This is a genomic window from Carboxylicivirga marina, from assembly GCF_016612505.1.
GTDB classification, from domain to species: Bacteria; Bacteroidota; Bacteroidia; order Bacteroidales; family Marinilabiliaceae; genus Carboxylicivirga; species Carboxylicivirga marina.
In genome coordinates, this window is the sequence record NZ_JAENRR010000014.1 from 1 (window position 1) to 15,023 (window position 15,023).

Annotated in this window: 9 protein-coding genes and 1 tRNA gene; 9 read left to right on the forward strand and 1 reads right to left on the reverse strand. The window is 40.1% G+C overall.

What is annotated here, in order from left to right:
• The 3 genes from JIV24_RS07770 to JIV24_RS07780 form a co-directional block, all read left to right on the forward strand.
• Positions 1-3,318 (forward strand): glycoside hydrolase family 2 TIM barrel-domain containing protein (locus JIV24_RS07770; protein WP_200464463.1); only part of this gene is annotated, 3,318 nt, incomplete at its 5' end.
• 127 nt (positions 3,319-3,445) lie between these two features.
• Complete coding sequence (locus JIV24_RS07775; protein ID WP_234445752.1) at positions 3,446-5,833, forward strand: glycosyl hydrolase family 95 catalytic domain-containing protein; 2,388 nt, start codon at positions 3,446-3,448, stop codon at positions 5,831-5,833.
• Positions 5,834-6,190: 357 nt separating this feature from the next.
• Entirely contained in the window at positions 6,191-6,811 is a 621-nt protein-coding gene (locus JIV24_RS07780; RefSeq protein WP_200464464.1) for a DUF6266 family protein, read from the forward strand.
• Between the two features lie 34 nt (positions 6,812-6,845).
• On the opposite strand, the gene JIV24_RS07785 is transcribed toward JIV24_RS07780, so the two are convergent.
• Positions 6,846-6,922: transfer RNA gene (locus JIV24_RS07785), tRNA-His, on the reverse strand.
• A 111-nt stretch (positions 6,923-7,033) separates the two neighbouring features.
• On the opposite strand from JIV24_RS07785, the gene JIV24_RS07790 reads away from it, so the two are divergent.
• The 6 genes from JIV24_RS07790 to lon all read left to right on the forward strand — a co-directional run bounded on the left by JIV24_RS07790 (position 7,034) and on the right by lon (position 15,010).
• Positions 7,034-7,720, forward strand: a complete 687-nt coding sequence (locus JIV24_RS07790; protein ID WP_200464465.1) for a DNA alkylation repair protein — start codon at positions 7,034-7,036, stop codon at positions 7,718-7,720.
• A gap of 146 nt (positions 7,721-7,866) precedes the next feature.
• Positions 7,867-9,336, forward strand: coding sequence for an aminotransferase class V-fold PLP-dependent enzyme (locus JIV24_RS07795; RefSeq protein ID WP_200464466.1), 1,470 nt, complete (start codon positions 7,867-7,869; stop codon positions 9,334-9,336).
• Between the two features lie 240 nt (positions 9,337-9,576).
• Positions 9,577-10,770, forward strand: coding sequence for a GNAT family N-acetyltransferase (locus tag JIV24_RS07800; protein ID WP_200464467.1), 1,194 nt, complete (start codon positions 9,577-9,579; stop codon positions 10,768-10,770).
• 109 nt (positions 10,771-10,879) lie between these two features.
• A complete protein-coding gene (locus JIV24_RS07805) occupies positions 10,880-11,140 on the forward strand; it encodes a type B 50S ribosomal protein L31 (protein WP_200464468.1) in 261 nt (86 codons plus the stop codon).
• Between the two features lie 108 nt (positions 11,141-11,248).
• Positions 11,249-12,463, forward strand: a complete 1,215-nt coding sequence (locus JIV24_RS07810) for a putative sugar nucleotidyl transferase (protein ID WP_200464469.1) — start codon at positions 11,249-11,251, stop codon at positions 12,461-12,463.
• Positions 12,464-12,559: 96 nt separating this feature from the next.
• Positions 12,560-15,010: an endopeptidase La gene (lon, locus tag JIV24_RS07815; RefSeq protein WP_200464470.1), complete on the forward strand. Its 2,451-nt coding sequence runs from the start codon at positions 12,560-12,562 to the stop codon at positions 15,008-15,010.
• The last annotated feature ends 13 nt before the right edge of the window (positions 15,011-15,023 follow it).

Here is a 15,023-nt window from a genome sequence, read left to right on the forward strand (position 1 = left end):
GCCGCTGAGGTGTACCGTAATTCCGATGGTTCATTTTTGGAGGCTCAGGATATGTTCCGCCTTCCGGGTATTTTCCGCAGTGTACAACTGTATTCAACACCTAAGGTTCAGGTTCGAGACCTTTTTGTACTACCTGAGTTGGACGATAACTATCAAGATGGCGCATTAAACATTGCAGTTGATGTTCGTAATTTTGCTAAAAAAGCGGCCAAAGGCTACAAAGTGGATTATTCGCTCTACGCCAATAAATTATATTCAGATGACAATGAGCTGGTAGATGGAGCAGTGGCTACAGCATCAGTTCCTGTAATCAATGGCGGTGCTGAAAGCAAAGCTACAGCTGTAATGAAAGTAAGAGCTCCAAAGCAGTGGTCGGCCGAATACCCTTATCGCTATACATTGGTAGCTGAGCTAAAAGATAAGAAAGGTAGAGTTGTAGAAACGATTTCTACACATACTGGTTTCCGTGAAGTGGTGATTAAAGATACAAAAGCTGAAGATGATGAATTTGGTTTAGCCGGTCGCTATTATTACATCAATGGTAAAACGGTTAAACTAAAAGGTGTCAACCGTCATGAAACACATCCTGAAACCGGGCACACACTAACACGTGAGCAAATGGAAGCGGAAGTGATGTTGATGAAGCAAGGTAATATTAACCATGTTCGTAATTCACATTATCCACCTGCGCCATATTGGTACTACCTATGCGACAAGTATGGTATATATCAGGAAGATGAAGCCAACATTGAGTCACACCAGTATTATTACGGAAAAGCATCGCTTTCTCATCCACCAGAGTGGAAAAATGCACATGTTGCACGTGTGGTAGAGATGACGCATCAGAATAAGAACTATCCGTCCATCGTCATTTGGTCATTGGGTAACGAGGCTGGGCCTGGTGAAAACTTTGTACACGCCTATAATGCATTGAAAGAAATTGATGAGTCACGTCCGGTGCAGTACGAACGTAACAACAGTATTGTGGATATGGGCTCTAACCAGTATCCGTCTATCGGTTGGATGAAAATGGCGGTGACCGGTCAAATGAATATCAAATACCCTTTCCATATTTCGGAGTACGCGCATTCGATGGGAAATGCCTGTGGTAACCTGATTGACTATTGGGAGGCCATTGAGTCGACCAATTATTTCTGTGGTGGAGCTATTTGGGACTGGATTGACCAGGCGATTTATAACTACCGTGAAGATGGTACGCGTTACCTGGCTTTTGGTGGTGACTTTGGCGACAAGCCTAACAGTGGTCAGTTTGTAATGAACGGTATCTTGTTCGCCGAGCGCGACCTGAAACCTCAGTATTACGAAGTGAAAAAAGTATACCAGAATATTGGTTTCAAAGCTTTGGATATTCAGGAAGGTACTGTTGAAATCTTCAATAAGTATTACTTTAAGTCATTGGCTGATTACAATTTAACTTGGTCGCTTTGGGAAAATGGCTCGGAGATTAAAAAAGGTCAATTGACTTTTGAGCCAATCGCAGCAAGAAAAAAAAGGACGGTCAAGCTTCCTTATGAGTTTAACAACTTAAAGGCAGGCTCTGAATACTTTGTGAAATTACAGTTCACATTGAAAAACAATCAGCCATGGGCGGATAAAGGCTTTGTGGAGGCCGAAGAGCAGTTCTTGCTGAAAGTAAAAACTGAAGTGCCAACCATGGCAGAAGCGACTAAAGCAGCAGGTGGTAAAGTGAAATTGACGGATGCCGGTAACAACATTAAGTTGGTAAGTGGTCTAAATTTCACGGCTAAATTTAACATGGCAGACGGTTCGCTTTATGGCTTAGCGTACGATGGTCAACTTATCATCGCCGATGGTAATGGACCTAAGCTAGATGCCTTCCGTGCTTTTGTGAATAACGATACATGGGGCTATAGTAGCTGGTACGAAAAAGGTTTGCATAACCTGAAACATAAAGCCATCGACTCTAAAGTCAGAAGCAATGCCGATGGAACGGTTAGCATAGCCTTTACGGTGGTTTCGCAAGCACCTAACGCAGCTAAACAACATGGTGGCACAAGTGGTAATGTCTTATCGGTCGAAGAATTGACTGATCAGACATTTGGAGAGGATGACTTCCGTTTTGTAACTAATCAGATATGGACGGTTTACCAGGATGGTTCGGTGGAGTTGCAGTCGAGCATCACTACCAATGAGTCACAATACGTATTGCCACGCTTGGGTTATTCAATGACCATCCCTAAGGCTTACGAGAACCTGACATATTACGGGCGTGGTCCGATTGGTAACTACAACGACCGTAAAACGGCTCAGAATATTCAGAAATACACGACAACGGTTAATAAGGAGTTTGTCAACTTCCCGAAACCACAGGATATGGCCAACCACGAGGAAACACGTTGGTGTGCCTTAACTAATAATAGTCAGAGCGGTGCTGTATTTATAGCGGCGGATGAGATGGTTGTCAGCGCTTTGCCCTATACGGCTCAGGACATGGGTGTTGCTGCTCATATTTACGAATTACCTGAGCCAGGAGATATTACGCTTCACTTGGATATGAAAGTAACTGGTTTAGGTGGTGCGAGCTGTGGACAGGGAGCGCCATTAAAGCACGATCGTGTGTATGCTGGTCAAAACGATTTTGGTTTTATCATCCGTCCTGCTGGCAAAGATTTAGATCAAATTGCTCATGTAGCACCTTCAGGAGAAGTGCCTATTACGATTACGCGTTCAGCTACTGGTAAAGTAGAGATTTCGTCGACCAAAGAGGATGCTCAGTACAGCTATTCTGTGAATGGAGGTAGAGCAAAGACTTTCGATGAGACCTTTAGCATGCGCGAAGCAGGTGCCATTAAAGCCTGGTTCAAAGGCAATAAAGATTCGGAAGTATCTATGCGCTTCAATAAAATTGAAAAAATAGAAACAACTGTTGTCTTTGTGAGCAGTGAAGAGCCTGGTTCTGGTGCTTCGGCCAAAAACCTGGTGGATGGCGATCCTGCCACTACCTGGCATACCATGTATTCAGTAACAGTAGCTCAGTTTCCACACTGGGTTGACTTTGACTGCGGCGAGCTTAAGTTCATTAAAGGTTTTACCTACCTGCCTCGCCAGGATGGCGGAAGAAACGGGGATGTGAAGGACTATACCATTCACGTGAGTATGGATGGAAAAAACTGGGGAGAAGCAATTCACGAAGGTCAGTTTTCCAGAGATAAAAAAGAGAAACGTGTTGAGTTTAACAAGCCATTAAAAGCACGTTATATACGATTTACGGCTAAAAGTTCTCAGAACGGACAGGACTTTGCAGGTGGTGCTGAGTTTGGTATTCTGGCCGACTAAGATCCTGTTTCGAATGAATCTAGTAGTAGTTTTTAGAGTGTAAATATATATCTTGTACTAATTATAATATTTCAAAGAGCTTAGTCCTTGTTACTAAGCTCTTTTTGTATGCTAAAATCCCACAGCAATGAACATATCAAACAACTATCGAACTTTAAAGAGTAACATGTCAATTGTAATGTTTCTGTTTATACTTGGAATGCATTCAGGATGCTATTCAGAAGCAGGGCAAAGAAAAAGCAATAAGAACAGTCAATTGTGGTATGAGCAACCAGCTAATGTGTGGGAAGAGGCTCTGCCCATCGGAAATGGACGTATTGGTGCTATGGTTTTTGGCAAAACAAGCCATGAACGCATTCAACTGAATGATGATTCGATGTGGCCAGCTGATTTAGGATGGGATGAACCAGCAGGAAATGCAAATGACTTAGCAGAAATCCGGCAGTTGCTTATCAAAGGGAAGCACCAGGAAGCTGATCATTTATTCGTTGAAAGATTCTCCCGTAAATCAGTAGTGCGCTCTCATCAAACACTCGGAGACTTGTTTCTGAATTTCGAACATGATGATATTACCGATTATAGGCGAGAGCTAGATATCAATACTGCGATAGCACATACCAACTATAGAAGCAAAGGATACCAGATAAGTCAAAAAGTGTATGCATCGCACCCCCATCGTGCTATTGTTATTGAGTTATCAAGTGAGTCGCCGGAAGGCTTTAATGGAACAATAGAGCTGGGCCGACCAAATGATGCTGGATACCCTACGGCTAAAAGTCATATAGGTGATGATATGGTGCTGGTCATGGAAGGTGAGGTGACTCAACGTGACGGCAAAATTGACTCAAAACCGACCCCTATTCTAAACGGTGTTCGTTTTCAGACTTGTTTAAAAGTACTGAACGAAAATGGTGAAGTACTGACAAAAGACAAATCCCTTATGTTGAAAGGTGTTAAAAAGGCCACCATCTTTCTTGTCAATAATACATCGTTTTATCAAAAGGATTTTGTAACTCAGAATAATAAAGATCTGCAGCAAGCGATTGCTGCTGGTGCAGAAAAAATAAAAAAAGAGCACGTCAAGGAATATCAAAAGTATTATCAACGAGTTGAATTGTTTTTGGAAAATGAATCGCCTGACAGCTTGGCCACTGATCAACGCCTTGAAAGAGTAAAGAATGGAGAGACAGACCTTGGCTTACAAAACCTGTTGTTTAACTATGGCCGATACCTGTTGATTAGTTCATCTCGTCCCGGAACCAATCCTGCGAACTTACAAGGACTATGGAATCAGCACATTAATGCTCCTTGGAATGCAGATTATCACCTGAATATCAATCTGCAAATGAACTATTGGTTAGCTAATGTTACCAATCTGGATGAGCTTAATGAACCATTGTTTGATTATATTGATCGCCTAGTGCAGAATGGTCAAAAGACGGCAAAAGTTAATTTCGATTGTCAAGGTACTTTTGTGCCACATGCTACCGATTTATGGGCTCCAACCTGGTTAAGGGCACCAACGGCGTATTGGGGCTGTTCTGTTGGCGCAGGAGCTTGGTTGATGCAACATTATTGGGTGCATTATGCCTTTACCAATGACCTTGATTTTTTGAAGGAACGTGCCTTTCCTGCCATAAAGCAATCGGCCCTGTTTTATAGTGATTGGTTGATTGAAGATCCACGAGATGGTTACCTGGTCTCTGCCCCATCCACATCACCTGAGAACCGCTTTTTTTCAACAGATAAAAAGGCTGTGGCCAGTTGCATGGGATCAGCCATGGATCAGCAGGTAATTGCCGAAGTATTTGATCATTATGTGCAAGCATGTGAATTGTTAGAAGTCAAGCCTCCTTTGTTGGAAAAAATAAGGAAGCAGCGTAAAAGTTTACGTCCAGGCTTTGTGTTAGGTGGTGACGGCCGCATCCTAGAGTGGGATAGAGAGTATAAAGAAGTGGAGCCAGGGCATCGACATATGTCGCATCTGTATGGCTTTCATCCAGGTACTGCGATCACTCAAAGTGAAACGCCGGAAATAATGGATGCAGTAAGAAAAACACTTGATTGCCGTTTAGAAAATGGAGGTGCCGGTACCGGATGGAGTAGAGCCTGGTTAATTAATTGCTATGCGCGCCTCTTTGATGGTGATATGGCCCAGCAACATATCGAATTACTATTGAAACAATCAATGTATAAAAACTTGTTTGATGCACATCCACCGTTTCAGATAGACGGTAATTTTGGCTATACCGCTGGCGTAGCGGAAATGCTGCTTCAATCGCATGAAAAAGAGTTGATCAGGATTTTGCCAGCCTTGCCATCCAAATGGGAAAATGGATACATTAGAGGACTAAAGGCAAGGGGGAACATTACAGTAGATATACTATGGGAAGATGGTGTAATCAAACAGGTCGATTTAACTTGCCCGGAGAAAAAGCAAATCAAGATGATCTATGAAGCGCAGACGATTGAAGTAAATTTAACTGCGGGTAAGACTTTTACTTTTAGAAATTAATTCATCATTATACTTATTGACGAGAAAGGGAATTCAATCATGAGTTCCCTTTTTTATTTTCTAACAAAGGTTTGCAAAATACACTTCCTACACTAAAAATTATTCCCATGTTGAGCTGATTTTTAGAGATTGCCATCCTTAGAGAATAATTCCACCATCCATATTACTTCAAGTATTCTTCAACCTTCTTTTATTTAAAGATTATTCACAGTTAACTCATAGTTCCTGCAATGAATGTTCAATAATAATTGTATAATCATTGACAAAACTATGATAAAACTGTAACTTGATGATGAATTGAATATTAGAGAAATACTTGTATGTTAATTGGAAGTAGATACCATTAATTAGATTATCATGGCAATAGTAAAAGATGGAATCAACGGTATTGTAAAGGGCAAGGCGGGTAATGTGGTTTTTTACACGATGTATGGAAAGAACATCGTTCGCTCCTTGCCTCAAACGAATAAGCGAAAGAAGCCCTCTTTAAAGCAAGAGGCACAACGACAAAAAATGGCATTGGTTCAGCAATTATTGAAACCAATGAAGGATTTAATTAAAATCACTTTTGCCCCTGCTACAGTAAACAATGCCCCCTATCATGTTGCAAAGTCATATAACCTCATGAATGCTATAAAAGGGGAATACCCCGATCAGGTCATTGATTGGAAAGAGGTACGTGTTGCTGCTGGGGCTACTGACTTAGCTGATGCATGTGAAGTACACATTGAGCCGAATGGCTGTCGTTTTCGATGGTCAGGTGAACAAGGGAAATCCAATGACACGCTTGTCGTGATAGCTTTTGTGCCTGGTAATAATTGGCTCGAATACCGTTTGACTGGAGTGCCCAGATCTAAAGAAGAATATTTTTGGGATATTGATTTGCAAGGAGCGACATGGCATATTTGGTTGGCTTTTCGCAGTGCCGACGAGAAAGACATTAGTAATAGTCTGTATTTAGGGGAATTTTGTGAGTAATAAAAAAGCCTTAGTTATTTCTAACTAAGGCTTTTGGGGTGGAAGACCGGTTTCGAACCGGCGACCTCTGGAACCACAATCCAGCGCTCTAACCAGCTGAGCTACAACCACCATTTTTGTTTTTGCGATTGCAAAGATAATAGATGTGTTTTAATAATTGCAAGAAGAATCGAAAAAAAACAAAAAAACTTTTTCCTTTGTAGCTGTTAATACACCTGGTATATGAAGTTTTTTATTGAAAATCAGAAGGTAGAGAAAGAAGTAGAGTGGGTGCTTGGTCAGCTACGTTTGCATATGAATGGAGCCACAACTGCTCAAATGGAGAATAGTGGCATCAATTATCGCATCAATTATGGAGTTGGATTACCTCATTTGCAACAATTGTCTAAGCGTATTCCTGTCAGTTACGAACTGGCTGAGCGACTTTGGTTTTTAGAAATACGTGAAACGATGATTTTAGCATCGATGATAGTTCCGGCCGATAAGATGACCGTAGAAAAGTGTTTACAATGGGCGACTAAAATTAGTAATAAGGATTTGGTTGAGCGTTCAGCCATGTATTTGTGGTCTCGTTTAGAAAACTCATCATTGTTATGTGTTACCTGGTTAGCTGGTGAAAGTACTTACTTGAAAGCAACGTCATTTTATACCATTGGACGAATATTACAAGCTAAACAATCTGGCTCAGTGCCTACTGCAAGAGATTTAGTGGCATCCGTTAATAATAGCAATGAACTTTATGTTTTAAAGGCTTTATCTTTTGCACTTCGTATGAAGTTGAGAGTTTCTGCAAGCGAGCGTGAGGAAATCAAAAAGCTGACGAATGAATTTAAGGAATCAGGGAGTACTAACAAGAAAATAGTTGCTCAGGAGCTCCTCACTGAGATAGAATTTACTGAGGCTAAATAAGTAGTTTATTACTTATTTGATAATGATTTACTTGTTAGAAAATCATGTTTTCTTTCATATAGAATTATCTATATTTGTGCAAAGACCAATATGAAATGTATGTTGGAATTTAGGTTGTGTTGTTGAAAATATAAACCAGGAGATTAATGAGTACATTAAGCGGACATTTCGAAAAGTTTAGAAAAAATACAATAGGATATGATGCCACTATTCAAACGCCTTATGGTGAAAAGCCACTAGTTTATGCCGATTGGATAGCAAGTGGTCGGCTTTATGGTCCCATCGAAGAATTGATGAAGAATAAAATTGGCCCGATGGTGGCCAATACACATTCTGAATCGAGTGATACCGGTATGATCATGACGAATATCTACAAGCACTCGCATAGTGTCATTAAAGAACATGTAAACGCTGGTCCGGATGATATTATTATTACAGCCGGGTTTGGCATGACATACGTGATTAATAAATTGCAACGCATGCTAGGAATACGTGTGCCTGAGCAGGCGCAAAAGTTTTTTAGTATTCCTATCGACCAGCGACCAGTTGTTTTTCTGACACACCTGGAGCATCATTCTAACCATACCTCATGGCTTGAGACTAATGCTGATGTAGTGGTTATTGAGCCGGATGATCAGCTACTGGTTAACCCAGATGCTTTGCGTCGTGAAATAGAGAAATATAAAAACAGAACCCTTAAAATTGGCTCATTTAGTGCTTGCTCTAATGTAACCGGCGTTCGTACGCCTTATTACGAGCTGGCTCGTATCATGCACGAGAATGGAGGTTTCTGTTTTGTAGATTTTGCGGCCTCTGCGCCTTATGACGATATTAATATGCATCCTGAAAATCCATTGGAAAGTCTCGATGCAATCTTCTTTTCACCACACAAATTTCTTGGTGGACCTGGAAGTTCAGGTGTGATGGTTTTTAATCGATCATTGTATCATAATTCAGCACCCGATAATTCAGGTGGTGGCACTGTGGATTGGACTAACCGTTGGGGGAAATATCGATATATAGATGATATTGAAGCGCGCGAAGATGGCGGTACGCCAGGTTTTCTACAATCAATAAAAGCTGCTTTGGTGATCAAGCTAAAGGAGAAGATGGGTGTTGAAAATATACATGCTCGTGAAGATGAGATGATAAAAAAGATACTCACGTCCTTTCGTCAGATACCGGGTATTAATATTTTAGCTAATAATGTTGATAAGCGTTTGGGTGCCATCTCTTTTTATATTGATGATTTACATTTTAACCTTGCCGTTCGCTTGTTAAACGATCATTTTGGAATACAGGTGCGAGGTGGTTGTTCGTGCGCAGGAACATATGGTCACTACTTGCTGCATGTTGATTATTACACATCCAACAAGATTACCAGTAAGATAAATAAAGGTGATTTGTCTGAAAAGCCGGGATGGATTAGAATGTCAGTGCATCCAAGCATGTCAGATGAGGAAGTCGATTATTTGATAAGTTCAGTAAAGCATGTGGCTGAAAATTGGCGAGAGATGGAGGCTGATTATAACTACGAAGCTGCTCAAAATGAATATTACCACAAAGATGTTCCTGCTAAAAAACCTGATGACTACAGGGACTGGTTTGAATTTTAGAGAAATGCAATATTTATAATTAGAAAGGCGAACCAAATAGGGGTCGCCTTTCTTTTGTAAATTGGGTTTGGCTATTCGTGTTTTGTAATGGATTTAGGGAGTAAATGCTCGAAAAAATAGATTGTGGTTTGGTATAACACCGGGTTTTTAGCGCACGTATTTTTAGGATAATTAAAATAATCGTCTATTTTTGTGGTGAGTCCTTCGGCTCGCTATTTTTCTTACAAAGCATTAGTGTGAATGAAAGTAGTTGAGGTTTCTGATAAGCAATCACAAAAGCAATTTCTGAATGTCGTAAACGTTATTTATAGCGACGATAAGAATTATGTGCGTCCGCTTGATTCAATGATAGAAGAGGTGTTTGACGCCAATCGAAATACCTATTTTAACCATGGTGTAGCAACTCGATTTATATTAATTCGAAATGAGGAGGTGATTGGCCGTGTAGCAGCATTCGTCAATCATAAGAAATCGAAAGGCTTTGATCAACCAACGGGAGGCTTGGGATTTTTTGAATGTATCAACGATAAGGAAGCTGCCTTTGTATTGTTTAATGCGGCAAAAGAGTGGTTAAAGAAAAACCAGATGGAGGCAATGGATGGCCCCATCAATTTTGGCGAAAATGATAATTTCTGGGGGTGCCTGGTTGAAGGTTTTTCACAGCCTGGTTTTGGCATGCAATATAACCCACCTTATTATAAAGCCTTTTTCGAGGAGTACGGTTTTTCGACTTACTTCGAGCAAATCACAAACCATCTGGATTTAACAGTGCCTTTTCCTGAGCGATTTTGGAAAATAGCAGGTTGGGTGGTAAAAAAGGAAGGTTTTAGCTTTAGGCATTTTAGAATTAAGGAAACAGATAAGTTTATTAACGATTTTGAGGCCATTTATAATGATGCCTGGCGTTTTCATGAGAACTTTACACCCATCGATAAGAAAGTGTTAAAAGCCACCATGATGAAGACTAAAGCTTTTATGATGGAAGATTTAATCTGGTATGCTTATCATGATGGTAAACCAATTGGTTTTATTGTATTGTTTCCTGATGTAAATCAAATACTGAAACATTTTAATGGTAAAATGAATCTGTGGAATAAACTGCGATTCATGTGGATGAAACACAGAAAGTATATGACACGTGCTCGTGTTGTTATTCTAGGTGTAGTACCAAAGTTTCAGCGTTCGGGTATTGAGTCTGGCTTATTTTGGCATTTGCAGGGTGTGGTTGATAAGAATCCACATTTGAAAGAGCTAGAGTTATCCTGGGTAGGCGATTTTAACCCTAAGATGCGTATTCTTCAGGAATCAATGGGTGCCACATTTGGTAAAAAGCATATTACCTATCGCTATTTGTTTAATAAAAAGAACAATGGGCAAACCAAGGCAACTGCAATACCTTTAGATACCAAATATAATGCTCATAAAGAAAAATAATTATAAATTTCAGAGATTAAATGCATTAAAAGCTTTGCTGGTTTAATTTTATAATTTACCTTTGCAGCCCGATACGAATAAGAATATTAAAGAATTAAATTATATAGCAATGAAACAGGGCATTCATCCAGACAACTACAGATTGGTAGCTTTTACCGACATGTCAAATGGGGATACGTTCATCACTCGTTCTACTGTTAACACTAAAGATACTGTTGAAATCGACGGAGTTGAATATCCTCAGGTTAAATTAGAAATCTCAAGTACTTCTCACCCATTTTATACTGGTAAGATGAAACTTGTTGATACTGCAGGACGTGTAGATAAGTTCATGAGCAGATACCAAAAGCATTTCGATAAGCGTAAGTAATTATTGCTTTGAGACTAAAATATAAAGCTTCGGATTTTTCCGAAGCTTTTTTTTTACAATAATTGTAAATTGCCTCATCAATCAGAATTCTATTAAAACTGGTGTTACATGAATTTAATACTATTTGATAATAATTTTCGAAGTGGCATGTTGCCACTGACTTTCACTCGCCCACAGGCAGATATTCGTATTGGCATATTGACCGTAAAAGAAAAATGGGAAGTTTGGTTAGATGAGGTAGCTAGTTATTTAGCATCAGAATCTTTAGCTGAAAAGTTCAAGTTAAAGATGATGGATGAAAACATGTACGTTTCAGCTTCAGTATTGCCCAACAAGCAACTGGTAGATGTAGTTAAAAGTATGACCTTGGGGCAGGCCTTATTTAAAGATGGTGTATTGTTAGCTGCATGTGGTGGAAAGGATGTAAAAGAGGCGATTGAAGCCAATGAATTTTCACCTTTTGTAACCATCGAGTTTGAAGGCGAGACAACCATTTTGGATAAAATCTATCAGTTAATTCCTCATAACCAGGATGAGATTAAAAACGACTTTGAATTAATAACAAAGGGTCGTCAATCGCAGAAGATAGATGAAACTGTGACTGTAGTTGGAGCTAATAAAAAACCTGAGCTTGTTAATCAAATTTTTATTGAAGAAGGAGCGCAAGTTGAATATTGTTACCTGAATCCGCAGGAAGGACCTATTTATATTGGTAAGAATGCCAAGATATGGGAAGGTTCGATGTTACGAGGGCCTATCGCTATAGGCGAATCATCTCAGATTAGTATGGGAGCCAAGATATTACCAGGTGCGACTATTGGACCTTGGTCGAAAGTAGGTGGCGAAGTTAGTAATTCGGTTATCACCGGCTACTCTAATAAAGTGCACGATGGCTATTTAGGCGATTCAGTATTAGGTGAATGGTGTAATTTAGGTGCCAATACAAATACATCTAACTTAAAAAATGATTTTGCAATGGTTAAGTTGTGGGATTATTCTACTGAGCGTTTTGCAAAAACAGGTCTTCAGTTTTGTGGTTTAGTGATGGGCGATTATTCGCGCTGTGCCATCAATACCTCTTTTAACTCCGGCACTGTTGTAGGTGTTGGAAGCAATATTTTTGGAAGTGGTTTTCCACGTAATTTTGTCCCTTCTTTTGTGATTGGTGGGCCTCAGGGGTATAAAATTAATCACTTGAAAGCTGTTGCTAAAACCGCTAAAATGGCCATGGCTCGACGCAACGTAGAGTTGAATGATAAAGATGTCGCGGTGCTCGAAGATGTTTTTGAAAGTACTCAAAAGTATCGGACATCCTTGCGATAAATTTTGGCACGCCAATTGACAATAAGGCAGCGGAGAATTTTAAAAGGAGTCTCCGACATTTTGTCATTTATTGACAGTGATTTAGAGAATTAAGATATGGATAATGATAAATTTGGTTTAGATAAGGTGCTTATGTCTGATGTATTTGAATCTGATGCAGAGTTTATTCCGATCGTAACAGATGAGGATGAACAAAATGTCAGTGCTTTCGAGGTACCTGACATCTTGCCAATATTGCCGTTGCGAAATACGGTATTATTCCCAGGTGTAATTATTCCAATTTCAATAGGACGCGATAAGTCTTTGAAATTAATACGTGAGATTCAGAAGTCTAAGGGCGTATTCGGAGCTATTGCACAAAAAGATATTAAGGAAGATAATCCGCAAAAAGAGGATTTGTTTGAAGTTGGAACGGTTGCTAAAGTCATTAAGGTACTTGAAATGCCCGATAACTCTACATCTGTTATTATTCAGGGTAAAAAACGTTTTCAGCTGGAGGAGATGATTACCGATGAACCTTATCATATGGCTAAAGTTAAAGGCCTTGAAGATGAAAAGGATGAGAAGCAGCGCGATGAGTTTGAGGCGGTCGTTAGTTCCATTAAAGATTTGTCACTACGTGTGATTAAGGCGAACTCTAATGTGCCACCTGAGGCATCTTTTGCTGTAAAAAATATTGAAAATGATGGTTTCCTAATCAACTTTGTTTGTTCCAATTCTGAAATTAGCGTTGACGAAAAGCAAGACTTACTTGGTAAAGACAGTCTTCTTGATCGTGGTATGCTACTACTCGAACATTTGGCTCGCGAAGTGCAAATGCAGGAGTTAAAAAGCGATATCCAGAGTAAGGTAAAGCTCGATATTGATCAGCAGCAACGTGAATACATGTTGCAGCAACAGATCAAAACCATTCAGGATGAATTGGGTTCTAGCCCTATCGAGCAGGAAATTAGAGATCTTAAAGAAAAAGCGAAGAAGAAAAAGTGGGGAAAAGAGGTTAAGGATCTTTTCAAAAAAGAACTGGATAAACTTCAGCGATTAAACCCTGCAGCAGGCGAATACTCGGTTCAGCATAATTACCTGCAAACGCTGATTGATATACCCTGGAACGAGTATACGAAAGATATTTATGACTTGAATCGTGCAGAGCGCATTTTGGATCGCGATCATTATGGGCTGGATAAGGTGAAAGAGCGCATTTTGGAGCACTTGGCTGTGTTAAAATTAAGGGGTGAGTTAAAATCGCCAATCATATGTTTGTATGGCCCTCCGGGAGTTGGTAAAACTTCTTTGGGTAAATCAATCGCCGAATCTTTAGGGCGTAAATATGTGCGTATGTCCTTAGGTGGTGTGCACGATGAAGCCGAAATCAGAGGTCATCGAAAAACGTATATTGGAGCCATGCCGGGTCGAATTATTCAGAGCATTAAAAAAGCAGGGGCTGCCAATCCAGTATTTATACTTGATGAAATTGACAAGGTAAATGCCAGTGCTCATGGCGATCCGTCTGCGGCTTTATTAGAAGTACTGGATCCTGAGCAAAATGAGCATTTTCATGATAATTTCCTTGAGGTGGATTTCGATCTATCGAAAACAATGTTTGTGGCTACGGCTAATACCTTAGGTGGTATTTCTCAACCATTGTTAGATCGTATGGAATTAATCAATGTGAGTGGTTACATCATTGAGGAAAAAACGGAAATTGCCAAGCGTCACCTGATGCCAAAGCAAATGGAGAATCATGGCATTCCAAAAGGAACCATCTCGGTTAGTAAGAAAGTACTGTCTTATATTGTTGAGTCGTATACCCGTGAGTCAGGAGTACGTGAGTTAGATAAAGTTTTGGCAAAGCTATGCCGTAAAGTTGCGCTTAAAATTGCCAAAGATGAAGAGATGAAAAAGACTCTGGCCATTAAAGATGTGGCTACCTATTTGGGAGTTGCTCGTTTCTCAAAAGATAAGTGGCAAGATAACTCAACAGCCGGTGTTGTTACAGGTTTAGCCTGGACCGCTGTTGGTGGTGAAATACTATTTGTAGAAACCAGCCTAAGTAAAGGAAAGGGAAAGTTGACCCTAACCGGTAATCTAGGTGATGTAATGAAGGAATCTGCTTTATTAGCCCTGGAGTATTTGCGAGCCAACACCGATAAGTTAGGTCTTAAAACGGAGAGCTTTGATGAGTGGAATGTGCACGTTCATGTGCCGGAAGGAGCAATTCCAAAAGACGGCCCTTCGGCTGGTGTAACCATGGTTACGTCATTGGCATCGGCTTTTACACAGCGAAAAGTAAGAGCTCGATTAGCCATGACAGGTGAAATTACTCTTCGTGGTAAAGTATTGCCGGTGGGAGGCATCAAAGAGAAGATATTGGCGGCTAAGCGTGCTGGTATTACTGATATTATCCTATCGCATGAGAATCAAAAGGATATCGAAGAAATAAATGATATTTACCTGGAAGGCTTAGAGTTTCATTTTGTGAAAGAAGTGGAAGAAGTGCTGAAACTGGCCTTGCTCGATGAGAAGGTAAAGAAACCATTAGCAATATAATATGAAATGAGAG